Source organism: Flavobacterium sp. DG1-102-2, from assembly GCF_033042555.1.
GTDB lineage: Bacteria > Bacteroidota > Bacteroidia > Flavobacteriales > Flavobacteriaceae > Flavobacterium.
This window is the reverse complement of record NZ_JAWLIK010000001.1, coordinates 28502-54269: the sequence shown is the minus strand read 5'-3', so window position 1 is coordinate 54269 and position 25768 is coordinate 28502. Positions and strand designations below refer to the sequence as shown.

General features: G+C 39.5%; 21 protein-coding genes and 1 pseudogene. 7 read left to right on the top strand and 15 right to left on the bottom strand.

Annotation, left to right across the window (positions count from 1 at the left end; genetic code table 11):
* Positions 1-96 precede the first annotated feature (96 nt).
* From R1T16_RS00245 to R1T16_RS00235, 3 genes are read left to right on the top strand one after another with little or no spacing between them, the layout of a single operon-like run.
* Positions 97-375, top strand: a complete 279-nt coding sequence (locus tag R1T16_RS00245) for a hypothetical protein (RefSeq protein WP_317499045.1) — start codon at positions 97-99, stop codon at positions 373-375.
* Positions 376-377: 2 nt separating this feature from the next.
* Entirely contained in the window at positions 378-1040 is a 663-nt protein-coding gene (locus R1T16_RS00240; RefSeq protein ID WP_317499044.1) for an ATP-binding cassette domain-containing protein, read from the top strand.
* 10 nt (positions 1041-1050) lie between these two features.
* Positions 1051-1887, top strand: a complete 837-nt coding sequence (locus R1T16_RS00235; RefSeq protein ID WP_317499043.1) for an endonuclease/exonuclease/phosphatase family protein — start codon at positions 1051-1053, stop codon at positions 1885-1887.
* A gap of 52 nt (positions 1888-1939) precedes the next feature.
* On the opposite strand, the gene R1T16_RS00230 is transcribed toward R1T16_RS00235, so the two are convergent.
* The 10 genes from R1T16_RS00230 to R1T16_RS00185 all read right to left on the bottom strand — a co-directional run bounded on the left by R1T16_RS00230 (position 1940) and on the right by R1T16_RS00185 (position 12429).
* Positions 1940-2365 (bottom strand): protease complex subunit PrcB family protein, encoded by a 426-nt coding sequence (locus R1T16_RS00230; RefSeq protein WP_317499042.1) that lies wholly within the window; start codon positions 2363-2365, stop codon positions 1940-1942.
* On the bottom strand, positions 2362-3498 hold the full coding sequence (gene bshA / locus R1T16_RS00225; protein WP_317499041.1) for an N-acetyl-alpha-D-glucosaminyl L-malate synthase BshA: 1137 nt from the start codon (positions 3496-3498) through the stop codon (positions 2362-2364). The genes R1T16_RS00230 and bshA overlap by 4 nt, the downstream gene beginning before the upstream one ends.
* A gap of 93 nt (positions 3499-3591) precedes the next feature.
* Entirely contained in the window at positions 3592-4047 is a 456-nt protein-coding gene (locus R1T16_RS00220) for a DUF1801 domain-containing protein (protein ID WP_317499040.1), read from the bottom strand.
* 72 nt (positions 4048-4119) lie between these two features.
* Positions 4120-7023, bottom strand: a complete 2904-nt coding sequence (locus R1T16_RS00215; protein WP_317499039.1) for a glycoside hydrolase family 3 N-terminal domain-containing protein — start codon at positions 7021-7023, stop codon at positions 4120-4122.
* Positions 7024-7106: 83 nt separating this feature from the next.
* Positions 7107-7589, bottom strand: coding sequence for an ABC transporter ATPase (locus R1T16_RS00210; RefSeq protein ID WP_317499038.1), 483 nt, complete (start codon positions 7587-7589; stop codon positions 7107-7109).
* Between the two features lie 11 nt (positions 7590-7600).
* Positions 7601-8395 (bottom strand): (Fe-S)-binding protein, encoded by a 795-nt coding sequence (locus R1T16_RS00205; protein WP_317499037.1) that lies wholly within the window; start codon positions 8393-8395, stop codon positions 7601-7603.
* Between the two features lie 10 nt (positions 8396-8405).
* The gene (locus R1T16_RS00200; protein ID WP_317499653.1) at positions 8406-8852 is read right to left on the bottom strand and encodes a phosphoheptose isomerase; all 447 of its coding nucleotides are present in this window, start codon (positions 8850-8852) and stop codon (positions 8406-8408) included.
* Entirely contained in the window at positions 8852-10183 is a 1332-nt protein-coding gene (locus R1T16_RS00195; protein ID WP_317499036.1) for a (Fe-S)-binding protein, read from the bottom strand. Before R1T16_RS00195 ends, R1T16_RS00200 begins: the two co-directional genes overlap by 1 nt.
* A gap of 28 nt (positions 10184-10211) precedes the next feature.
* The gene (locus tag R1T16_RS00190) at positions 10212-11180 is read right to left on the bottom strand and encodes an MlaD family protein (RefSeq protein ID WP_317499035.1); all 969 of its coding nucleotides are present in this window, start codon (positions 11178-11180) and stop codon (positions 10212-10214) included.
* 73 nt (positions 11181-11253) lie between these two features.
* Positions 11254-12429: an N-acetylmuramoyl-L-alanine amidase gene (locus R1T16_RS00185; RefSeq protein WP_317499034.1), complete on the bottom strand. Its 1176-nt coding sequence runs from the start codon at positions 12427-12429 to the stop codon at positions 11254-11256.
* A gap of 179 nt (positions 12430-12608) precedes the next feature.
* Here R1T16_RS00185 and R1T16_RS00180 point away from each other — a divergent pair, with 179 nt between their 5' ends.
* The 3 genes from R1T16_RS00180 to R1T16_RS00170 are packed head-to-tail and all read left to right on the top strand — an operon-like array spanning position 12609 to position 16528.
* Positions 12609-15248, top strand: a complete 2640-nt coding sequence (locus tag R1T16_RS00180; RefSeq protein ID WP_317499033.1) for a putative LPS assembly protein LptD — start codon at positions 12609-12611, stop codon at positions 15246-15248.
* A gap of 4 nt (positions 15249-15252) precedes the next feature.
* Positions 15253-16146: a hypothetical protein gene (locus R1T16_RS00175; protein WP_317499032.1), complete on the top strand. Its 894-nt coding sequence runs from the start codon at positions 15253-15255 to the stop codon at positions 16144-16146.
* 1 nt (position 16147) lies between these two features.
* Positions 16148-16528 carry a RidA family protein gene (locus tag R1T16_RS00170; RefSeq protein ID WP_317499031.1) on the top strand — a complete coding sequence of 127 codons (381 nt, stop codon included), beginning with the start codon at positions 16148-16150 and terminating at the stop codon, positions 16526-16528.
* On the opposite strand, the pseudogene R1T16_RS00165 reads toward R1T16_RS00170, so the two are convergent.
* From R1T16_RS00165 to R1T16_RS00145, 5 genes and pseudogenes are all read right to left on the bottom strand, one after another.
* Positions 16509-16879: pseudogene (locus R1T16_RS00165) on the bottom strand (methylglyoxal synthase). The gene R1T16_RS00170 and the pseudogene R1T16_RS00165 overlap by 20 nt on opposite strands.
* Before the next feature lie 6 nt (positions 16880-16885).
* A complete protein-coding gene (locus R1T16_RS00160) occupies positions 16886-17737 on the bottom strand; it encodes an N-acetylglucosamine kinase (RefSeq protein ID WP_317499030.1) in 852 nt (283 codons plus the stop codon).
* A gap of 153 nt (positions 17738-17890) precedes the next feature.
* Complete coding sequence (gap, locus tag R1T16_RS00155) at positions 17891-18892, bottom strand: type I glyceraldehyde-3-phosphate dehydrogenase (protein WP_317499029.1); 1002 nt, start codon at positions 18890-18892, stop codon at positions 17891-17893.
* Between the two features lie 29 nt (positions 18893-18921).
* Positions 18922-19908 carry a 6-phosphofructokinase gene (gene pfkA, locus R1T16_RS00150; protein WP_317499028.1) on the bottom strand — a complete coding sequence of 329 codons (987 nt, stop codon included), beginning with the start codon at positions 19906-19908 and terminating at the stop codon, positions 18922-18924.
* A 207-nt stretch (positions 19909-20115) separates the two neighbouring features.
* Positions 20116-24570: a translocation/assembly module TamB domain-containing protein gene (locus R1T16_RS00145; protein WP_317499027.1), complete on the bottom strand. Its 4455-nt coding sequence runs from the start codon at positions 24568-24570 to the stop codon at positions 20116-20118.
* Between the two features lie 175 nt (positions 24571-24745).
* Between R1T16_RS00145 and tsaD the strand changes: the two genes are divergently transcribed.
* Positions 24746-25768, top strand: coding sequence for a tRNA (adenosine(37)-N6)-threonylcarbamoyltransferase complex transferase subunit TsaD (gene tsaD / locus R1T16_RS00140; protein WP_317499026.1), 1023 nt, complete (start codon positions 24746-24748; stop codon positions 25766-25768).

The window sequence follows — 25768 nt, the reverse complement described above, 5'->3', positions numbered from 1 at the left end:
GTTCTGCATTTAAGGCAAAAGCCCATTAATAAATTTTTACCTGCCTATACCTATTAAACCTAAATTGAATATTTTTGGGTAAACCAATTATCCTGCATGAAAACATTTTGGCATTACTACATAAAAACAACTTTGGTAAATCTTGTGGCCAGCATCCTGCTTGCTTTCTTTTCTCAAAATATTTACTGGCTGCCTATTTTGTTTGCTACATTTGGCATAGCGCTAGGCATACTGGCTTTTGATTACTATTACAAACACGAATACTACTTCTATCACAATATGGGCTATACAAGGCTTACATTAGCTTTAAAGACTTTTTATATTAACCTTGTCATAGGAGTTCCTGTATTGACATTAATTATACTTTTTGCATAGCCATGCCAGTACTAACCATAACTGACCTTACCAAAAATTTTGGTGATAAAACAATTCTTGATTATATCGGCCTGGAAGTAGAAACGGGAGAAATAGTTGGCATCTTCGGGCGCAACGGCAGCGGTAAATCCACATTGCTAAAAATACTTTCAGGCACCTTAAAGCCCGATACCTGCCGTTTGTATATTAATAAGGGAGGTATCGATGTAAAGAACATAATACCGCAACGGCTTATTGCCTGCCTTCCGCAAATATCTTGTTTACCAAAAGGGCTAAAGGTGAACGACATTATTATGATGTGCCATGACGATCAGGCTTTACAAGAGAAAATTTTGTGCGATGCTATGATTGCTAAAATTTCGGCGACGGTTGCCGGTAAGTTATCAATGGGTGAGCTGCGTTATTTTGAACTTATGCTTATAGCACATATGCCTCACCCATTCCTGCTGCTTGACGAACCTTTCTCAATGATAGAACCACTTTACCGCGAAAAGATCAGGGAATTTTTGCATCAAATTAAAGTTACCAAAGGCATTATTATTACCGATCATTATTATAATGATGTATTTTTGACTTCAGACAGGAACCTGCTGCTTAAAAACGGAAGGCTTATACCCGTTACAACTAAAGAAGACCTGGCAGGACATGGTTACCTGCCTTATTAATAAATAAAAAATGAAAAGATTAATTGTATCAGCGCTGTGCTTTTTGGCCTTTGCCAATGCAGATGCACAGAATGTAAAAGTAATGAGTTATAACATCCGTCTTGATGTATCAAGCGACGGAGAAAATCGCTGGGATAACCGCAAAGATATGCTCGCAGCTCAGGTAATAGGGCTTTTACCCGATTTTATGGGTGTGCAGGAAGCGCTTCCGCAACAAATGGATTACCTTGAAGAGTATCTTAAGAATTATGACTACATAGGTGTAGGCCGTGACGACGGGAAACGTGCAGGCGAATTTTCGGCCATATTTTACAATTCGTCGAAATACAAGGTGTTGCAGCAATCAACATTCTGGCTGTCTGAAACGCCGGAGACACCATCATTTGGATGGGATGCCGCCTGTAGGAGGGTTTGTACCTACGGTTTGTTTGAAAACATAAAGACGAAACAAAAAATATGGGCATTCAACACACATTTTGACCACATAGGCAATCTAGCCCGTGTTAATGCCTCTAAGATGATACTGGCAAAAATTAAGGAGCTGAATACACAAAACCTGCCATTCATACTTACAGGCGATTTTAACCTTGAAGATACAAGCGAAAGCGTTAAGGTACTAAGCGCCGAACTTGGAGACAGCAGAAAGATCGCTAAAAAGGTGAGCGGCCCTGAAGCTACCTTTAATGATTTCAAAGTAAATGAGCCAGCCAAAATACGAATCGACTATGTATTTGTTCCTAAGACAGGTGTTGAAGTAAAGGAATACAGGGCAATCCAGGAAGTCAAGTCGGGGCGTTACCCGTCAGATCATTTTCCGCTGTATGTAGAACTGAAGATAAAAAAATAAAAAAATCCCCAAGCCGAATAGACTTGGGGATTTTCATTTATACACAAAACTGTTATTTTACAACAACATTCTTAGTCTTTGCTATTTTAACGATATTGTATGGATTTGTAATCGCCATGGTAGACATCCCTGACGGTTCGGTTTCTTCTGTATTTACCGTAGCCGTATTACCATCAACAGTTACACTTTTAATACCTATTTTGTAGCCGCCACTGTTCTTTTGCCCAAGGAATAATGCAACAACATTATACTTATCAAAATCAACAGAGGGAACCTGCTCTATATTAAGCTCCTTATAAAGCGTAGCAAGGACAGCAGAGGTTGTTATCACCTCGTGCGATTTGGTTTCCCTGCCTCCGTATTCATTTTGGGTAAGCGTCTGGTATGCATTATCAGACTTCGTTGTAACACCTTGTTTTGTGGTGCATGCTGTAACTATCGTTAAAAGCATTACACTAAAAGCGATCATTTTTTTCATTTGCTTTGCATTTTTAGAGCCTTACGGTATACCCTTTCATACATCGGTACAATAGCCTGTACGTCAAATTCCTTGGATACCTTTAGGGCGTTAGATTTAAATTCAAGAAGCTTTTCGTCATCAGAAAGTATTTCTATAGCTTTTTTAGCCATGTACTCCACATCTCCCACATTTCCAAGATAACCCGAAACGCCTTCCTTGTTAACCTCAGGAAGACCGCCTGTATTACTTGATATTACCGGAACACCGCTGGCCATAGCCTCAAGTGCCGCAAGCCCGAAACTTTCTGTTTCAGACGGAAGAAGGAACAGGTCAGAGAAGCAAAGTATCTTGTTTATTTCATTACTGTTTCCAAAGAATATTACCTTATCGCTAATTCCAAGTTCTTCGCATAAGGCTTCCGCAGGGGCTTTTTCAGGGCCATCCCCTACCATCATCAGCTTGGCAGGCATTACCTTTTGGATCTCAAAGAATATCTTAATGATATCCGGGATACGTTTTACCTTCCTGAAGTTACTTATGTGCGTAACAATCTTTTGGGTTTCGGTAGCCATCATAGACCTGTGGCATTCAGAGGTCACATCAAAACGGTTCTTATCGATTTCGATAAAGTTAGGGATGACCTCAATCTCCCTTTTAATATCAAACAAACGATAGGTAGCATCTTTAAGATCCTGAGATACCGATGTTACAATATCAGAGTGATTGATGCTAAAGCTTACCGCAGGCTTATAGAACGGGTGATTGCCCACAAGCGTAATATCGGTTCCGTGGAGCGTAGTAACCATTGGTATGCGTATTCCCTGCTCCTTAAGCATTTTCTTTGCCATATAGCCCGCATAAGCATGAGGGATGGCGTAGTGCACGTGCAGCAGTTCGATCTTATAAAGCTTTACCATATCTACCAGTTTGCTGGATAGCGCCAACTCATACGGCTGGTAATGAAACAAAGGATATTCAGGAACGTGAACTTCGTGATAATGTATATTGGGGTTTAAAAGTGCCAGTCGCACGGGCTGGCTATAAGTGATAAAATGGATTTCGTGCCCTTTACGGGCCAGTTCCAAACCTAGCTCGGTAGCTACAACACCGCTACCTCCAAAGGTTGGATAACAAACTATTGCAATTTTCATATAATGTCAAAATAAAGGTAACGAAATTACACAAAAAAAACAGGCAAAGCCTGTTTTCAATATAAATTAACGTAATAGATATCTGCCAAAATATTAGTGCTTATAATTCTTTTCATATAAGGCGATCCATTGCTCCATGGTCATTTTAGAGACCAGCTCACCTATCAGTTCAAAAGGTATTGCATCGGGTTTCTTAAACCGGATACAGCTTTTACCCATATCCAGCTTATACTTGCTATGATTGGGGAATTCTGCAATAAACCAGTCGTGCATATCTTTGTCGGCATACAATCCCATGGTATAAACAGCAATAAAATTCTTTTGCGAAGCGATATTTAAAAAAGGCAGTGGCAGTTTAGGATCGCAATGATACCCTGACGGATATACCGAATGCGGCACAACCCACCCCAGCATACCGTAACTCATTTGCTCCTGAAAACCCTCAGGCAGGTTTTTCACGATAACCTCTCTTAGTTTTTTCATGGCATCTTTCCTGTCTTCAGGTAAGTTGTCTATATACTCCTGTGGTGTAACTGCCGATGACTGCATAGTGGTTCCTGGTTTATGGTTATCAGTTATTGGTGCGTTTTAGATGAACAATCCACGCACTATCAAATAAATTTATTCAATTATCGCTTCCTGTATCGCTTTTTGGATATCTTCCCTTATATTCTCTTTAGAAAGCCTGTTCTCCCCTGCTTCAGGATATGTACGGTTAGCAAGGAAAACATAAATAATTCCTGTTTCAGGATCTGCCCATGTCATCGTTCCAGTAAATCCGGTATGCCCAAAACTTTCTTTAGAAACACATCCGCAGGTAGGCCCTGATTTTTCAATTTGCGGCTTATCAAAGCCAAGTCCGCGCCTGTTGCCTTCTTTACAAGCATAGCAGGTGTTAAACGTATCAAATGTTTTTGCAGAGAAATACTGCCTGCCTCCATAGTTTCCTTTATTAAGGTACATCTGCATGATCTTGGCAACATCCATGGCGTTAGAGAACAATCCCGCATGTCCTGCAATACCGTCTTCCATCGCAGCGGCCATATCGTGAACATATCCCTGTATCACCTGATAACGGAAATAGTTATCTATCTCTGTTGGCGGAATTACAGACATATCAAATTTACGCAGTGGGTTATACGTCGTGTACGAAGCACCAAGCGGTTTATAGAAAGCGTCCTGTGCCAGGATATCAAGTGGTTTACCTGTTTGTTTTTCTAAGTATTCTTTAAGCAGGATAAATGTAAAATCGCTGTATTTGTACTCTTTTCTCTTAAGCAGTTTACTATCGCCTATACGAGATACGATAGTGTCATTGTAGCCTTTAACAAGGAACAGGTTTTCTGCCACTTGGTTAGGGAATTCAGGACTGAAAGCCTTTCTATACAGCAATGAATCCGGTTTTTTGTTACTGTCAAGCGTTTCCTGGTAGAACGGTATCCATGCCTGAAACCTCGCCTGGTGCAGCAACATATCTTTTAAGGTAATATTCTTCTTATCGGTGTCTGCCAATGCAGGAATCATATCGCCCAATTTAGTCTCAAGGTTTACTTTTCCTGTATCATACAGTTGCATTACGTTAGGCAGTGTGGATAATATCTTGGTAAGCGAAGCCACGTCATAAACGTCGGAATTTTTAACCTTCACATCATTGTCATATGTATGGTAGCCAAATGACTTTTGATAGATCACCTTTCCGTGCCTTGCAACCAAAACCTGGATTCCCGGCGTCATTTTTTCTTTAATGGCACGCTGCGCTATCATATCTATCTTAGATAGTTTAGCGGTACTCATACCGGCGTTTTCAGGTGTTGTAAATGCCAGCCTGTTTGTTGAACGGGTAAATAATCCGTCATTGAGCTTAAACGAAGAACCTATTGTTACCGGCAGTTTACCTTTAGACCCGATAGCGCCAAAAACAATCTCAGCGGCCACCGTTTGAGCAATTGTATTATTCTGATAAGCCTGAATTACGGTTTTAATATTTCCAAAGCTCTTAATAGGGATTAGCGTATAAGGCTTGGCAAAGTTAGTAAAGATAACGCGCCTGTTCTTAGAGATCGTATCCAGCCATGTAAGCTCTTTAGCCGATAAATCGTGCTTTTTCCACGCGCCATCTGCCTTGTGATAGCCAACGATTACCGTTGAATAATTTTTAAGCCTCGATGAAAGTACACTTAACGTATCTTCCTGAACTTCGGTAACATCCGCATATTTCTGAAGCGTAGTAAGGTACGTAGAACCATCATCGTCTCCCAGTTTAACATACGCGATTTTTTCGCTTGATAAGTCCATTACAGGAACAGTTTCCTGCTCATTCTTAAGCACAGTAACAGCACTTTCATACAACTGATAGTTAAGGTCATCATACTCATGTCCGTTAAGGTCATTGTACAGGTTCGCAAGGTCTATAGGTTTGTATTTATTCAGGCCGCCCCTGTATTTGTATGCCAGTATTTTTTTAACCGAAAGCTGCAGCCTATCTTCAGAAAGTACGCCATCTGCATAGGCCTGACGAAATTTTTCAATCGCTACCGGAACGTTTTCTGCAAAAAGCAGTACATCGTTTCCTGCAAGGAAAGCCTCAAGGTCAATATCTCCCGGCTGCATGTAGCCACTAGCGCCTTTCATGTTTAAGGCATCGGTAAAAATAAGCCCCTTAAAGCCCAGTTCATCCTGAACGATATTAGTCACTACATTATACGATAATGACGTAGGATAGTTAGGTGTGGGCTCTATGCTTGGCACGTTAAGGTGGGCAACCATGATACTCGCCAAACCTTCATTAAATAATCGTTTGTAAGGATAAAATTCTACATCGTTAAGTCTCTCTTTCGTAAAATTAAGGAACGGTAGTGCATGGTGCGAATCGGTAGACGTGTCACCGTGTCCCGGAAAGTGCTTACCTGTGGCAAATACACCCTCGCTCTGTATACCGCGCATTAATGCCGAAGCCCTTTCTGTAACCAAAAATTTATCTTCGCCAAAAGAGCGGTTACCAATAATAGGATTTACAGGATTTGTATTGATGTCTACAACAGGGGCAAAATTAAAATGGATGCCCATTCGTTTTGCCTGAATAGCCATCTGCTGACCCATTTTTTCGATAAGCTTCATGTCCTGAACGGCACCAAGTGTCATATTCCAGGGGTAACGATAGGTAGAGTCAAGCCTCATGCTCAATCCCCACTCCCCATCAATACCAATGAAAAGCGGAATTTTAGATTTTTTCTGAAAACGGTTCGTGAGTTTTGCCTGCCTTACCGGTCCTCCCTGAAAGAAGATAAGTCCGCCAATCTTATAATCGGTTATAAGCTTGTCAACTCCCCTTACATGAGTAGAGTCTTTATTAGAATAGGCAGCAACCATAAACAGCTGGCCAACCCTCTCCTGAAATGAAAGCCCATTGTAGATACTGTCAACCCATTTCTTCTCGGAATCAGAAGTATAATCATTAAAAACCCTTACTTTTTGGGCTGAAACCAATTGAATGGCAAGAAAGAAAACTACTAAGAAAGACCTCATTAATAAATGTATTTTTTAAAATGACAAATCATCATTACCAATTGCTAATGATGATTCTTACATTGTCGTGTATGTAATAAGAGTTAAAAAAAGCGGCTGTGCCAGCTCTCTCCTGCAGGTACTTCCCAATAATCCTGCCATTCTCCAACCGTATTAACTAAATTATTAAACACTATAGTATTTGCCGAAACTGCTTTTTCCTTAGCCATCTTTTTAAAATCGATAAGCGGCTTATAAGCAATATGATCGCCAAGCTTAAAGGTAACGTTCATCTTGTCCAAAAGGTCTACGTTAAATTTTTGCTCGAGCGCTTGTATATATTGTACAGAAGCATCTATAGAACAACCTGTAGCCGCCTGAGTGCCCTGATTGATCGCTATAACAATAAACCTGTTATATTTTAACTGGTAAGAAGCTTCAAGTCCCGCTCCATGAGCTGTCCAGGTCTCAAGAAACCCTTTTAGCGATTCTTCAATTTCGGCAACTTCCTCATCAGAAAATTTCCTGTTAGACTGATAGATCCATATTCTGGATTCTTCAGGCAGTGTATCAAACGGAACGTACATAATCTTATATATTATAAATCCTTTGCATTGGCAATAAGTTCTGCCACATCCATTACTTTAATATCATGCTCCCTGTTTTTGGCTTTTACACCATCAGTAAGCATCGTGTTGCAAAACGGGCATCCCGCTGCAATAATTTCAGGCTGTGTTTCAAGGGCATCTTCTGTCCTTTCCACATTTACATCCTTATTTCCCTTTTCAGGCTCTTTAAACATCTGTGCTCCACCGGCACCACAGCAAAGCCCGTTAAGTTTAGAGCGTTTCATTTCAACCAGCTCGGCATCCAGTTTTTCCATAAGGTCGCGAGGAGCCTCATAGATATTATTGGCACGGCCAAGGTAGCACGGGTCATGAAACGTTATTTTTTTACCCTTAAACTGGCCGCCTTCTATGGTAAGCCTGCCATCATCAAGCAGCGATTTTAAGAACTGCGTGTGGTGAACCACTTCATAGTTTCCGCCAAGTTCAGGATATTCGTTTTTTATGGTATTAAAACAGTGCGGACATGCCGTCACTATCTTTTTAACTTCATAAGCATTCAATACCTCTATATTGGCCATAGCCTGCATTTGGAACAGAAACTCGTTACCCGCCCTTTTTGCAGGATCGCCTGTACAGCTTTCCTCTGTACCTAATACAGCAAAAGGAACCTTGGCACTATTAAGTATCTTAACAAATGCTTTGGTAATCTTTTTAGCCCTGTCATCAAAACTCCCTGAACAGCCCACCCAGAATAAAACTTCCGGCTGCTGTCCCGAAGCCATCATATCGGCCATAGTAGGAACTGTAAAATTTTGATCAGTCATAATAATTATATTATTCGTGCTTTCCGTCGTCAAAAACCTGTATAGTAACTTCTTTGTCAATCAGGTCGGTAAATTTACCTCTGTATCTTGTAGCTTTTACAAGGTGGTTATCAATCCAGTGGTAGTTACCTCCTCTTGGTTTGCCCATAAGCATACCGTGGTATTTAAAACCATGCTCTTTAAGCCAGTTCTCAGTAATTTCCCTGTGTGCTTCAGTACGCGATGTAAAAAAGAAGATAACGTGTCCTTCATCATACCATCTGTTCAGTGTTTCCAGTGCATCAGGATATACAGCAGCAGTCACCATCCTTTCCGGCTCCTCATTAGGTATATCGTCACAAATAGTTCCGTCAATATCTATAAGGTAGTTTTTAATCCCTTCAGGAAGTATAGGGCTTAGGTGTTCGCCGTTTTCTGTAATAGGCTGTAAATTCTTGTCGATGTCTTCTGTTTTCATTATGCTTCGTCTTTCCAGTTTAACCTGTCCATCTGGCTGTACTGCCATGGAGCTCCATTGTTCTCAATATTTGTCATCATACCGTTAAGTTCTACCGGTGCGGCACTCTGTTCCATAACAAGGTATCGGCGCATATCCATGATAATAGACAGCGGATCAATGCTAACAGGGCAGGCCTCAACACAGCCATTGCATGTAGTACATGCCCATAACTCCTCAGGTGTAATATAATCATTCAGCAGCGCTTTGCCATCGTCTACAAATGTGCCTTTATTTTTATCAATATTCTTTCCTACCTCTTCCAGCCTGTCACGAGTCTTCATCATGATGTTACGCGGCGAAAGCTTTTTGCCGGTTATGTTTGCAGGGCAGGCCTCAGTGCAACGTCCACATTCTGTACATGTGTAGGCATTCATTAGCTGAACCCAGTTAAGATCCTGAACATCACTGGCACCAAATTTTGCAATAACTTCCCCCTCCGCTGCCGGCGGTGCTGCTGCAAATGGATCGGCATTAGGATCCATCATAAGCTTAACCTCATTGGTAACCGATTCAAGGTTAACAAATTTACCCTTCGGTTTAAGGTTTGCAAAATAAGTATTAGGAAATGCAAGTAGAATGTGAAGGTGTTTAGAGAAATACAGGTAGTTCATGAATATCATGATACCCACAATATGGAGCCACCATGCGGCACGCTCAATAATCATGACTGTACCTTCTGACATTCCGTCAAATAGCGGCGATATAAAGCAAGATACAGGAAAAGATCCCGCCTGTGCATAATGGTGTGCGCCAACCGACTGAAGATGCGCATCGGCAGCATTCATCGTCAGGAAAAATACCATTAATATCGATTCAAAATATAAGATATAATTAGCGTCGCTTTTTGGCCATCCTTTAAGGTCGCTGTGGACGAATCTTTTAAGCTTAATACTATTTCTCCTTACCCAGAATATGGTTACAGCTGCAATTACCCCAAAGGCAAGTATCTCAAAAAAGCCTATGATGAAATTATAAAAACCTCCCATAAATGAGAAAAGCCTGTGTGTACCAAAAATGCCATCAATAATAATTTCTAAAAGCTCCACGTTGATAAGCACAAAACCTACATACACTATGATGTGTAGTATGCCCATTACGGGCTTTCTAACCATTTTAGACTGTCCAAGTGCTATCACTGCCATATTAGACCAGCGCTCACCCGGATTATCAAAACGGTCTACGTTGTGCCCAAGCTTAATGTTGCGAATTAGTTTTTTTACGTTAAATGCAAAATAGCCAAAACCAAGTGCAAGAACGACAACAAAAAGAATATTATCTATATAGCTCATATAATAAGGTGATTAAACCAAATCTTTTCTACTTTTTCTCTTCAGTCTTTACTTCTTCTGTTTTTACTTCAGTGTAAGGCGTAGCTTTTCTGCCAAAAACAGAGAAATGAATATAACGTTTAGGGTTGTTCTTAATATCTGCAATCAGCTCCTTCATTTCTTTAGAAGCGTCATTCAGGTTATTATACATACCTTCATCTTTCATTAATTTACCAAGAGTACCTTTACCACTGTTAACATCGTTAAGGATGTTATCCACTTTAGCCAAAGACTTCTCAAGATTTTTAACTGCCTGGCCTATATTTGCCTGTTCAAGAGAATCTGATATTTTAGCAAAGTTACCTGTTGCAACATTAAGGTTTCTCATAGAAGCGTCAATATTGCCTTTATTGCCGGCTACAACACCATTTAAAGAAGCAGCAGTTTTACTGAACTCTTTCATCGTATTGCTCATTTCAGCAATAGCTATGCGAAGGTTCTCCTGGGTTTTCATGTCAAAAACATTATGGAAGCTGTGCAGCAAACTATCAGCAGTCACCACTGTGGCTTCAACTTTAGTCTGAAGCGGAGAAAGTTTTTCTCCCACCACAGACAACATTCCCGGTTTAAGTCCCCCTTTAAGGTGCTGACCGTCTACGGCTAGGTCTGTGTTTTTAAGGTCCGGTATAATCGCGATCTGCTTACCGCCTAATAATCCAGGCTCATATAATGTAGCATTACTTGTTTTAGAAATTGGAAAATCGGTTTTCACCTGCATTTCTATCTCAAGTCTGCCTTCTGCATCAACAAATTTAATTCCTGTAACCTTACCAACAATAAGTCCGTTAAGGGTTACAGCTGCCGAAGGAGAAAGCCCTTCAACATTATCGTAAGTAACGTAATATGTTTTGTATGAATTAAATAAATCCCTGCCTCTTAAAAAATAGTATCCCCATATAAACAATAATATGGAACATATAACTAACACCGCGGTTTTAACTTCTCTTGATACTTTCAAAATGGTATAATTTTTTAACAAATGTAGGACAATAATTTTATAAAAATGTGAATAATACTTTAAAGGTTTAGCCTTAGTTCTTTTTTAAAGCTTCTTCAATTTTTATCCTTTGGCCGTCCCTGAAAGGCACTATAAAAGCAGACGAGTATCCTTTCTCTTTTGCCTCTGCCAATAACTTCTTGGCTTCATCATAGCTATCTACCTCACCGTAATAGTATTTAATTACCGATGACGAAGCATCTTTGGAAATATTTTTTAACCCATTAAAGTTTGAAGGAACAAGCTCAAGTGTTTTTCCGCTTGCTGCAATCTGCACTTTAAATATTACGCCTTTAGCTGTCGCAACAGGTTTTGTGGCACCGGGCTTTGGAGCAGCGGGTGCTTTTGGACTAGAAATACTGTCCGGTTTTTCAACAGGTTTGCTTTTCACTTCTTTTTCTTTTACCGTAACAGGTTCTCTGTAGTCTGACGATGAGCTGCCTCCTGAGTGATATTCCTTTTTGTAACCAAGGATAGCTTTTGCTATACTCTCTGCAAGTTCGTCCTGCCCTGCTTCAGAATTTAGATACTCCCCTTCTGATTTGTATGAAAGGAACCCCAGCTCAATAAGTATACTAGGCATGGCAGTTTTGTGCAGTACCCAAAAAGGAGCCTGTTTAACGCCTCTCTTTTTTCTTTTAAGGTCTTCCGTAAAGCGTTCTTCTACCCTGCTTGCAAGATCAATACTCTGATCCCTGTATGCTTCCTGCTGTATAGATATGCCTATAATAGACTCAGGAGAATCAGGATTAAAGCCATCATATTTTACCTTGTCTTTTTCAAGGTGGATAACATCATTCTCTTTTTTAGCGACTTCAAGGTTGGATGCGCTTTTAGTGCTACCTATTACAAATGTCTCTGTACCAAATGCTGTTTTCTTTGCCTCACCGTTACAGTGAATAGAAACAAATACATTTGCCTTTGCCTTGTTTGCAATGTTAGGCCTTTCATCAAGCTCGATAAAAACATCGGTCTTCCTGGTAAAGATAACATCTACAGAATTATCCTTCTCAAGCAGCCTGCCTACTTTAAGCGCGACGTTAAGCGCAATGTTCTTTTCTATATAATCATGGTATATGGCACCATAATCCTTACCCCCGTGGCCCGGGTCAAGAACAACCCTGAATTTTGAATTGTCCTGCGCGAACGTAGCCGAACAGAAAGCAATAAAAGTAAAAAAAGCCAGTTTAAGATTTATGTTCCCCATCATTGTTTTGTATATATTTTACTGGTAATGTTATAATTAGAATTAGTGGTAAATTTTGACAAAAATATTGTAAGTTTGACACTTTTAAAATAAGCCACATTTTTACAAAAATAGTATTAAAACCGTTGCGTACAAACTTATTTCATATCGTTTTATTATCAATTTTCCTAACAATGGGAAGCATGAAACTTTCTGCTCAGGAAAGAAAGGCAAAATCAATACCAGTACCGTCTGAAAAACAGAAGGATACAATTCCTCCCGTAAATAAGGATTCGCTGGTTGAGGGCAAAGAGATAAACATAACGGTAAACGATACCAACAAGAAAAAGACTAACAAACTTGATGCCACCATTAGACGTAACGCTGAAGATTACGAAAAACTGGATCAGGTAAATGGCGAAATAGAACTCTACAATAAAGCCGAATTATACTATAAAGATATCGAATTAAAGTCCGGTATCATCAAAATGAAATACAATACGAATGAGATTTTTGCCGGAAGGATAAAAGATTCACTCGGAAACTACTCGCAGTACCCTTATTTTAAACAGGGAACCAATGTCGTAGAGGCGGACTCCATACACTTTAACACTAAGACGAAAAAAGCAAGGATTTGGAATTCAAAGACAGATCAGGGTGAATTTAGGATCAAGGGCGAAATAACAAAGAGGGAAAATGACTCTGTATACTACATAAAAGGAGCACGCTTTACCACGTCTAAAAATATTGACAATCCTGAATACTATTTCTATACTGATAAAATAAAATTTGTACCGGGCAAAAAAGTAGTCGTTGGAGTTACAAATATGTGGATTGCGGATGTACCTACGCCGCTCGCCCTTCCGTTTGCCTTTTTTCCTATGAGTGACAAGGCAGAATCGGGACTTTTGATACCAACATTTGGTAATAATAACCGTCAGGGGTATTTTCTGCAAAACGGAGGATATTATTTTGCCCTGAGCGATTATTACGATCTCGCCGTTACCGGAGATTATTATACAAATGGCAGCTATGGGCTTCGTTTTCAGTCTACCTATGCAAACCGATACAACTACAACGGTAATGTATACATACGATTTGAAAACATTATAACCAGCGAACGCGGCCTTCCTGACTATTCTAAAACAAGGAGCTACAACATCCAGTGGACGCATACCCAGGATGCCAAGGCAAATCCTAATTCGAGGTTTTCGGCAAGCGTAAACTTGGGTTCGAGCAGGTATTACCAAAACTCGCTTAGCCTGGACAATGTTGGATCAAGGCTTAACAACCAATTGTATTCATCTGTTTCATATTCCAAGACATTCCAAACGGTGCCACAGGTTAATTTCTCCCTGAGTGCAACACACAACCAAAACACGCAGACCCAGGAAATAAACATGACACTACCTACGCTTCAGGCAAGTGTAGACAGGATATTTCCGTTTGCTCCGGCAGATGCACCTAAAAAAGGGTTCATCAAAAACATAAACTTCCAGTATAATGTTAAGGGCGAAAACAGGATTAGAACTACCGACTCCCTTTTCTTTAAACCTGAAATGTTCAGGGACGCAAGATCAGGATTACAGCATAGCATTCCTTTAAGCACTAACTTTAAGCTTTTCAAGCAGTTTAGTGTATCGGCAAGCACAAACTACCAGGAAACATGGGTAATGAATACGGTAAGGAGAGAATATAATCCTACTATAGATAAAGACACGCTTATAGAAAATGTAAAAGGGTTTGAAGCATTCAGGACATACAATTTTTCTACCAGCATAGGTACGACCATCTATGGTATGTTTAACTTTGGCGAAACAAAAAAAATCCAGGCAATACGCCACGTAATGCGTCCTTCTATTTCTTACACCTACACCCCTAGCTTTGACAGGTACTGGGATACTTACAGAATTGATGCTACAGGTACTAAATATGAAGACTACACACGATTTGAGAACGGTCTTTTTGGCGCACCAGGAAGATCATATTCTAATGTTGTGGGTATCGCAGTGAACAACACTTTTGAAGCCAAAGTAAGAAATGACGAAGATGATTCTGCAGACGCAAAGCCAAAAAAGATAATGCTGCTTAACAACCTTAATTTTACCACCAGCTATGATATGGCCGCCGACTCCCTTAAATGGGCGCCGCTCAGGGTAACTGCCGGTACCAATCTTTTTAAAGAGAAAATGAACGTTAACTTTGCAGCAACGTTAGACCCATATGCAATCAATAATACAGGACAGAGAATTGATGTCTATAACATTAATAACGGAGGAAGCCTTTTCAGGATGACCAGTGCAAACATCTCCCTGAACTACTCCATAAGCAGCAGCGATTCTAAAGGCGACGGAAAAGATAAAAACAACCAGACAGCCCGTAACGGAGGTCGTGAAGATGATTTATTTGGTAAAGCAAATAACCTTAACGACAGTCGTAACAGTATGTTTGATGAAGAAGACATTGAAGAGAAAAAAGACAAGAGCAAGGGCGGATTCTATAATGCCGAGCTGCCATGGAATTTAAGGCTGGCCTACTCGCTTACCTATTCTAACAATAACCGTGAAAACAGGATAACCGGAAACTCCGTAATGGTATCGGGCGACCTTGATATCACCCCACGCTGGAAGATGGGTTTTTCTACAGGTTATGACTTTGTACAGAATGGAGTAACTTTTACCCAGCTGCGCTTTGAGCGCGATCTCTTAAGCTGGAGGATGGATTTTAACTGGGTACCTTTTGGCGATAACACCTACTGGGGCTTTTTTATCGGTATAAAATCATCCGTACTTAGCGATATCAAATGGGATAAACGCCAGGTACCGGACAGACAGCTTAGATAATAGCATGAAAACGTTTACTTCAAAAAGACATCTTATAAATTTTTACGGAGTTTTTGCCGTTGGTATTTTTCTTTTAGTGATTAGCATTCTCATGTTTTTAGCAGATGGGATGAATAATAAAGGAAAATTGACTGTGGGAGGTTTATTACTTTCAGGAGCGGTCATCTGGATTTTTATTACCTTAATTAAAAATACACCAAAAATTTCTATTGATCATAAATTCATAACTTTCAACGATCAACGATTTGCTCTATCAAATATTGAATCTCTGTCTCTGACAGGGAAATATGGATTTTCAGGTACTGGATTTAAAGCTGGTGCAGAAATACGTTTTAGTGATGGTACTATAAAGTACATTTTTGATGATGTATATAGCAATACTTCTCAATTGAAGCTAATGCTGGATTTACTTATTAACAACAATAAGCCTAAATCCGTAGAAAAAGTACTTAAAAATTTGTCTTCGGAAGATTTCTTAAATTACAAAGGCTTTTTCATATTTAGTTTTAAAGGTTTGCTATACATCGTGATGATGCTTTTTTTTGGCTTTATTTTTTTGATAAAGATTGATGAGGACAATATACAGAAGTATATAATATTGTCTTTACCTCTAATGACTACCTTATTGTTTCAAAGTCAGTTTAACTATTTCCAATTAAATAATAAATATTTCAGGATAAAGAGCAATATGAAATTTTGGAAAAAGGAGACTTATAAATTAGAAGATATAAAAGAGATAACATTTAAGGCACAAGGAAAAGCCCCAAATTGCTTAAGCATTATATTTAATGATTATTCCACAAAACAATATAGCGCAGCCACATTAAGCAACAAGAAGTGGAATAAACTAAAAAACGCGCTGGAAAAATTAAACATTACAGTTATAAACAATCTATAATATGAAAAAAATCATTTTTACCGATAAGGCGCCTGCGCCTATCGGACCATACAGCCAGGCTGTAGTATTTGGAAACACACTTTATACGTCAGGACAAATAGCTTTAGATCCTGCAACAGGAGAGCTTGTAACAGGCGATATAGAAACCGAGACCAAACAGGTTATGGAAAACATGAAAGCCGTATTAGAAGCTGCCGGAACAACTTTTGAAAATGTCATCAAGTCGACTATTTTCATTAGCAACATGGATGACTTCGCCAAAATAAACACTGTTTACGGCGCTTATTTTAACGAAAAAACCGCTCCTGCAAGAGAAACGGTTCAGGTGGCAAAACTGCCTAAAAACGTAAATGTGGAAATTTCTATGATTGTTGGGCTATAGCCTGCAAAAACAAATCTGCTGATGCAGGGTTTGTGGCAAGCGGCACATTGTGCACATCGCAAACCCTGATTAGCATATTTATATCCGCTTCGTGGGCATGGCTCGCTAAAGGGTCTTGAAAAAAGAATACCATTTAGTTTTGCCTTCTGCAACCCTCGCCGCAATCTGCGCATCACCCCCAGCGGCCCCGACAGCATTTTCCTTACTTTAAATCCTGATTTTCAGCTTTACTTCCGGTTGTACCGGTAGCAATAAGCTTAATACCTTCTTTAATACGTATCTCTTTTATGCTTGTTCAGGAACTGTACCATTCGGCTTCATTCCGTCATGGGCAATGATGGCAATTTCAATTATATTTTATTTGTTAACTTCGTGATATTCGATAAGCCCGTCAATAGGCCTTCTCAACACATTACCAAGCTTAAGCCCATTCTTAGATAAAACCTCTGCTAATTCAGCTTTAAGGTAGAATGCGATAGAGCCTACAAAATGCACAGGAACTTCATGAGCATTTTCATACTGAGTAATATAGTTCTCTACAAAAACCTGCATCGCATCAAAAATAAGCCCTTTAATAAAAGATTCGTCTTTATGCTGAATAAGGAATTTTGCAAATGTTGCAAGATACGCGTTAGGGTTTGGTTCTTTGTAAAGGTTATGCTTAATAACATCCGGGTCAAGATTATATTCTGACTCAAATTGTTTGGCAAGGTCTGCCGGCATCTTATTGAAGTAATAAGCGCGGACAAGATCACGTCCAAAACGGTTTCCGCTGCAGTCATCCATGGCAATATAACCAAGAGACTGTACTTTTTGATGAAGTTCTACACCGTCAAAATAGCTGCAGTTAGAACCTGTACCTAATATACATACGATAGATTTCTCGTTTGTAGGGTTTGTAGCATAAGCAGCTGCATACGTATCTTCTTTTACGGTAACCTTTGCATTAGGAAAAAACTCCTCAAAGATACCTTTCATGAAAATTTTCATTCTGTCTGTGCCACATCCTGCACCATAAAAATAAAGTTCGGTTACCTCATTTCTATTGTTGGAGATATCAAAACGTGCTTCAAGACGCTCTATAGCCTCCTCCCTGTTAATTACTTCGGGGCTTAAGCCTAAAGTTTGTGAGTTAAAAAGCCTGTTCCCATCATCATCTAATGCAATCCAATCGGCTTTTGTAGCTCCACTGTCTACTAATAATTTCATTTTGTGAGAGTAAATTTTGTATTAAGTTTGAGTCTTATTTGTATATACAACTGCTTAAACGAATTACCTTTAGGTTAAATAAATATTAAGCCCGTACATAAAAAAACAAAGTCCCGCCTTTCTTTTCAAAAAGCGGGACAAGGTATAAAAATATTACAAAGATGCAATGTGCACCGATAGGTCAATTAGTTTGCTTGAATAGCCATATTCGTTATCATACCAAGAAACTATCTTGAAGAATGTCGAATTAAGTCCGATACCTGCTTTAGCGTCAATGATGCTTGTTCTTGAATCTGAAACAAAATCCTGAGATACAACGTCATCTTCTGTAAAGCCAAGGATACCTTTAAGGTTAGTTTCAGAAGCATTTTTAAGAACACTCATGATTTCCTCATAAGAAGTTTCTTTAGCTACTTTAACTGTAAGGTCAACTACAGATACGTCAACTGTAGGAACACGGAAAGACATTCCTGTTAGTTTTCCGTTTAGATCCGGAATAACTTTTCCTACTGCTTTAGCAGCACCTGTTGATGATGGAATAATGTTTACGCTTGCAGCACGTCCGCCTCTCCAGTCTTTTCTTGAAGGTCCGTCAGTCGTCATTTGAGTAGACGTTGTAGCGTGAACAGTTGTCATTAAACCTTCTACGATACCAAAGTTATCATTGATAACTTTTGCAAGCGGAGCAAGACAGTTTGTAGTACATGAAGCGTTAGATACCACAGTATCTGAAGCTGTAGCTTTATCATGGTTTACACCCATTACAAACATTGGCGCATCAGCCGATGGAGCAGAGATGATAACTTTTTTAGCACCACCTTCAATGTGCTGTTGTGCTGTTTCAAGTGTAGTAAAGAAACCGGTACACTCTGCAACTACATCAACCGCTACTTCGTCCCATTTAAGGGCTTTAGGGTCTTTCTCTGCAGTAACCCTTATGTGTTTACCGTTTACATAAAGCTGTCCTTCTTTAACTTCTACAGTACCTGCAAAACGGCCGTGTACTGAATCATATTTTAATAGATAGGCTAAATGGTCTACGTCTAATAGGTCGTTGATTGCTACAACCTCAACATTATCCCTGTTGAAGGTTTCGCGGAATACAATACGGCCAATTCTACCGAAACCGTTTATTCCTAATTTAACTTTTGTCATTGTGAATAGATGTTTTTTGTTGTTGTTTATTATATCGAAACGATGTCTGATACTCTTATTAATTCTTTATCCACCTGTGATTTGCCTTTAACAGCCTGCTCTAGCGGAACGAGCACTATTTCGTCTTTCATAAGGCCTGCCATGTAATTAGACTCTCCGGCTAAAAGGCTTTCTACAGCCTTAACGCCAAGCCTGCTTGCAAGCACCCTGTCAAAACATGATGGCGCACCGCCACGCTGCATGTGCCCAAGTATAGATACACGCACGTCATATTCCGGCATGTTTTCATCTACATAATCCTTAAGCTCAAATGCGTTCTTGCCTATTTTGTCTCCTTCGGCAATTACAACGATGCTCGATGATTTTCCTGATGCCTTACTTTTGCGAAGTGAATCAAGAAGCCTGTCAAGCCCCATATCCTCTTCAGGGATAAGTATCTCTTCAGCACCTGCACCAATACCCGCATTAAGGGCAATATGCCCTGCGTCACGACCCATAACTTCTATAAAGAAAAGCCTGTTGTGCGAGCTCGCAGTATCTCTTATCTTATCTATAACTTCAACCACCGTATTAAGTGCTGTGTCATAACCAAGAGTATGGCTTGTGCCAAAAATATCGTTATCTATAGTTCCCGGTATCCCAATTACCGGAAAACCGAATTCCTGGTTAAAAAGAAGGCCGCCGGTAAAACTACCGTTACCACCTATTACGACCAGGGCATCTATATTATTTTTCTTTAAATTTTCGTGAGCTTTAGCACGGCCTTCAGGGGTCATGAATTCTTTAGATCTTGCCGACTTAAGTATTGTACCTCCTTTGTTTATAATGTTGTTTACGCTACGCGGCCCCATCTCTTTAAAATCGCCCTCTATCATTCCCTGGTAACCTCTATAAATACCGGCACACTCAATATTATGAAATGCACACGTACGCACTACAGCCCTGATAGCGGCATTCATTCCGGGTGAATCTCCCCCCGATGTAAGCACACCTATTTTTTTTATGTTAACTGACATTTTTTAGTATTTGATTGTAAAATTAATAATTTAATATGATTTATTTATTTGAATTTGCAATCCATTATTAAATCTGCAACATTTCAAACGTTTTCGTTAATAAGTTTTTCTTAAAACAATCTTAAATAAACCTAAAAAGCAGATGTATTCTCTTTGAAACATCTGCTTTTTTTAATATAATAAAATTTTTAGCCGTATTATTTATGATTAATCCGTTTCGGGAATCCTTTGAGGCTGTTTTTGGCTATTATTCGTTTTTTTCTTATTCCTACCCTCTATAAACTTAATATATTCAGGCGATAATTCAGAGTCCGGAATGCCGTCATCAGAGGTATCAGATTCCTTCTCGTCTGTCTTGCTGAATATTTTTCTCCATAACTCCCTTATGGTATCAAAGTCTACCGAATAAGAAAGTCCAAGACCCTGTGTATAGCCAATTCCCTCCCCTAAAAATGAAATGTCATTTTCACGGTTAAACACCCTTCCTTTAAGCGAGTTCTCGTCATTTAGCCTTATCTGCACCTCAACATTACCCACAATCTGCGATTCGTTAACGCCGCCAATAGGTACCCCCAGCTGGCCGTTTACGGTAATCCTGTCATTAATTTGCGACGAAACAGTAAGCCCTACCTGCGAATTCGTCTCCACGTACGGGTTCTTCTCTGCCTGAACATAGTTAAGGCCTATATTTAGCTTACTGTCATCTTCGGCAAAAATGCCGTTTACAAGGCTGCTTGCCCTCTCAAACAGGTTACCCGCAACTGCCGTACCTGCATTCATATTGTTAGGGTTTACAAAACTTCCGGTAGAAAGCAATGATAATGCCTGTGTCTGCCTGTTAGTAATATCTGTCAGCTTGTACTCAAGATCTGATTTAAGTACCGAACTCACCCCCGGGAAACTGATAGCAAAGTCAGGTTCAGGATTTGTAAGGTTACCTGTAAGCAGAATACTTACATCAACCGGTATGTTCCTATTAAACGATGACGCTTCGAGAAGTACCGACGGATTAGCACGAAGCGAATATACCGCCTCGAGGTTTAGCCTTGCCCTTTTAGGGTCGCCTTCCCAGTTTATGGTACCATTAGGTTTTACGGTAATCTTCTTATCTATTAACCCTGCATATTTAAAGTTATAAATACCCTTTTGCACCATGAAGTCGCCAATCATATTAAACTTACCAAGCGTATTTATTTCAAGAAGCATGGTACCAAAACCGCTGGCACTAAGGCTATGACCCGTATTTTTATCAATAATTACCTCAATTTTTGCCTCTGGTGTGATGTCAAGATCAAATTTTAATTCAAGCCCCTTAAAGGTTTTTGTTTTATCTATGTCCACTATACCTTTAAGCCTGTTCTCTTTTTCCTTTGGTGTAAGGAAATGTATAAAGGCTGCATTGTTGGTAGATGTTCCTGAATTATTTATAGGTATTTTAATGTCAGTACCAGCCTTAGATTCTGCTTTTACATTAATGAACAAGTTATTAACCGGGCCATCTATACTTGCTTCTCCTTTAATGAAAGCTGTTCCATAATACAATGCGTCATCAGAGTCCTGTGTGTCTAATACCAGTATCCTGTCAGAAGTGATTTTCACTTCGTCCAATTCCCAATCCCTGAACAGCTTGTGCTTAACCGTACCAGTAAGTATGCCCTTTGTTTTATATTTTACATCGGTAAGTTCTATATTCGGGAATGTAATAGCCTTATCAGAGAGTGTTACCATTGCATTCTCAGCAAAGTTGTAATCAGTATTCAGGTAGCCTACCTTCAGTCCCGCCTTTTTGAGGTAGAGCACTCCGTTAATTTCAGGGTTCTTTACATTACCCACAATAGCTGCACGTCCTGATGCCCTACCCCGTATCTCAGGGAATATGGATTTGAGGAACATTTGCAGCGGACTGATATCAAAATCGGTAAATACAGCGTCAACAGACATAAGTGTTTGTTTGTCTACAACTTCGATAGCACCATTGGCATAGAAATTCTCTTCGTCATTCCTGGCAATAGACGTATTGATCGTAAATTTCCTAAACGATCGGTCGCCCGTCACCTGAAGCGCCAGGTCGCCTATATTGAACTTATTAACCTTTAAGCTATCTATAGTTATAGATGCAGCCGGTTGGAACTCCTGCTTGTCCTGTTTTAAGTTTACTTCACCGTTAAGCCTTCCGCCAAAACTAAGGCTGTCCAGCGAAGGCGTTATCTTATTAAGATCTACATCGTTAAAGTTAAGCTTAAGATCTTTAAAATCCTTACCTCTTATCTCACCGCCTAAACGCACCTGCTGGTCGTCATGAGACATTATGATCCTGTCTATACTAAAATCAGTCAGCTTTTTATTAAATATGATCTTGTTATCTGACTCATTCTCCTCATTGATATACCACATATAATCTTTAAGGCTGATCTCAGATTTTTTAAAACCAACAATAGATTTGTTATCCTTATCAATAGTGTGATACAAATTAAGATGGAAATAATCCTTCCCTGTTCCGCCCTTAAACTCGGTACGTACATGCAGGGTATCGTTTTGGGTGATATTTACAGCCCTAAAATCGGATATTTTATACTTACTAAGCTTAATAGTATCCATACTTACATAAGAATTGTAAAGGGTATTCTTATTGTTGATATCGATATTAATATTATCAAACTCATTTTTGAAAGCAGTAATTATCGGCGAATTAAAACCAAGGACAAACTCGCCCTTATCGCCATCGATACGCCCTTTTACAACCGTATTTTCGCCAACGACTATTTCAGGACTTATTATTTCGACTATCTTATTATAGATGGTAAAATTAAAATCAAAAAACTGCCCCTTTTTGACCTTAAAGGGCGAATAGTTAGTATAAAGGCTTCCAAGCGCATTCTGCACTAGCTTTGGCACTTCCTTAATATCATAAATACCGCTTATCTGCCCTTCTATGATATCTTTAGAATTTATAGTTACCGTCCTTACATTTTTATTATCATAAGATGCCTCAACACTAAAATCTTCGAAGAAATAACTATCCCTGCTGTTTTGGTAATACAGTTCAGAAACCTCTAGTTTTCCGGCAAGCGTATTAATACTATTGCCACTTGCCTTAGCGAGGATCTTTCCTTTAAAAATAGCAAGCGTATCTTTTTTAACCAGGTTAAGAATATGGAGGTCGGCATAATCAACTTTTGCATCAAAATCATATTTAATACGGTTTGTGCTCATATCTACCAGACCGTCAAATGACATGCGAAGGTTAGGATCGTTACTGTTTATCCTTCCATTGAAGTAAGGCCATTTAAACTGGCCATCCACCTTAATGTTTTTGTATCGATACTTGTTAGCAACGAAACTGGCTATATCTCCCTTAACTGTTGTATTGAGCGATTTTTTATTAAAGCCCTGCCCATTTACATCTACGTGAAGCGTTGCGAGACCAACCATTTTATTATTTAGAAGTCCGCCTACATTGAACCCTTCAAGATCTATAGTACCAAGATAGGTAGCAATATCGGGTTTGTTATAGTCTTTTACCGAGAGGTCGGCGGTAGCTTCGCCAAGCTCTGACATTACATACAGGTTTGTAGTAATATCAGTTTTTGTCAGCACCACATCGCCTACAAGGTCTATGCGTCCAAACTTTTCTAATATTGTTGGTAAGCTCTTTCCAAGTATCCTTGGCATTATATTTTTAAGGTTGGAATAATTTGACGTAACGCGGTCAAAATTACCATTCATGTAAAAGCCAGGCCCTTTTTTATCAAACAGGTGCCTGAAGTTTACCGAACCTATAATTTCTGAATCCTTATCATCAAGCAGCTTAAGATCATGAAGCACAAAATTATTAAGGGGCCCTGTAAGTCGGGTTGAAAGATAAAATTTTTGGTTCCTTCCAAATTCATTAAAAAAATAATTCAGCTCATTAGACGATACAGAAGCCCTGTCGACCGTAAAATCAAACTTTACGCGGTTTACAAAATCCTTCATGTCGGCAATGGTATAGGTTAGCTTAACCTTTCCCGTTAATGCAGATTCTGCCGTTTTAAGCTCAAGGTCATCAAGCTTAATATTTGTTTTAGAGTAACTGAATTTCGCTTTCAGGTTATCCACAAAAAGTCCTCTGTGGTCTAAAAGAGACAGTTTTTGGATATCGGCAGTCACATCGCTGCCTTTAATGTAGAAATCCTTAAGCTGCCCGTTTAGTTTCTTAAGATCCAGCACTCTTGCGGTAACGGCATTTTCATTTGTTAAACGAAATCTGCCATCGGTCACATATAAATCATCCGTCCTTAGACGGAATTTACCCGTTCCCGGCTTTCCGCTGTCAAACGATTTTACAAAAACATCAAGGTTAGAGGTTTTCTCGCCCTTATACGTTTTCATGTGGAAGTTAAGTTTGTGAGCCTTTATCGTGCCAAACCTAAGTTTACTATCAAGAAATCCCCTTGCGTTAATAATATTGGTCTGAAGCCTGTCGGCTGCAATAAGTGTATCGTTATGATGATCCAGTATAAGAACGCCTTTAAGCTTCACCCCTCCAAAAACTGATATAGCGATTTTGTCGATCTGGATATGGGTACCAAAGTCTTTATTTACCTTATCTGTAGCATAATGAGCTATCCATGTTTGCACAAAAGGTAAAGAAAGCGCGATGCCCAATAGCAGTAAAAACACGATAATCCCGATTATCGTCCTTATAAGTATTTTTTTAAATTTTTTGATACTGCTATTTGTTTTAAATTTGTACGCTGGCTGACATGGCTAATAGCCAACAAAAATAGGAATTTTTATACTTGTTAAATTGGCTTTAAGGCTTTTTTAGTATTACCAAAATCTGTGCCTAAAAATTATGCAGGAAAAACCCACATATATATTATCAATAGAGAGTTCGTGCGACGATACTGCCGCAGCTATACTGCAAAACGGTAAAGTGTTGTCTAATGTTGTGGCAAGGCAGGCCATTCACGAAGAATATGGCGGTGTAGTGCCGGAGCTTGCTTCGCGTGCGCACCAGCAAAACATAGTGCCTGTAATAGATGTTGCCCTTAAAAAAGCAAACGTTACCAGAGACCAGCTTAGTGCTGTAGCCTTTACACAGGGTCCCGGATTAATGGGTTCGCTTTTGGTAGGCTCCTCATTTGCCAAATCTATGGCGCTGGCGCTAGATATTCCTCTTATTGCTGTAAACCATATGCAGGCACATATACTTGCCCACTTTATAGATGAGGAAGGCTACGACAAACCTGAGTTTCCTTTTCTTGCCATGACGATAAGTGGCGGCCATACACAAATCGTTAAAGTAAAAAGCTTCTTTAGCATGGAGGTTATAGGCGAAACGACAGATGATGCCGTAGGCGAAGCGTTTGATAAGAGTGCAAAAATATTAGGGCTGCCTTATCCGGGTGGGCCATTGGTTGACCAATATGCTAAACTGGGCAACCCAAAAGCATTCCCGTTTACCAAACCAAAAGTACCGGGGCTTAACTTTAGCTTTAGCGGACTCAAAACACAAATCCTTTATTTTGTGCAGAAGAATGTTGCTGCAAACCCTGATTTCATAAAAGAAAACATGAACGACATTTGCGCTTCCATACAGCATACCATCATCAATATCCTTATGGATAAGCTAAAACTGGCTGTTGCCGAAACAGGTATTAAACAGGTAGCCATAGGCGGAGGCGTGTCTGCCAACAGTGGCATTCGTGATACCCTTAAGGCAACTGAGAAAAAATACGGATGGAAAACTTACATTCCAAAATTTGAATATACAACTGATAATGCCGCAATGATAGGCATTGTGGGCTACCATAAATACCTGGAGCATCAGTTTAATGATGCTTCTGTAACCTCTAAAGCACGAATAGAATTATAA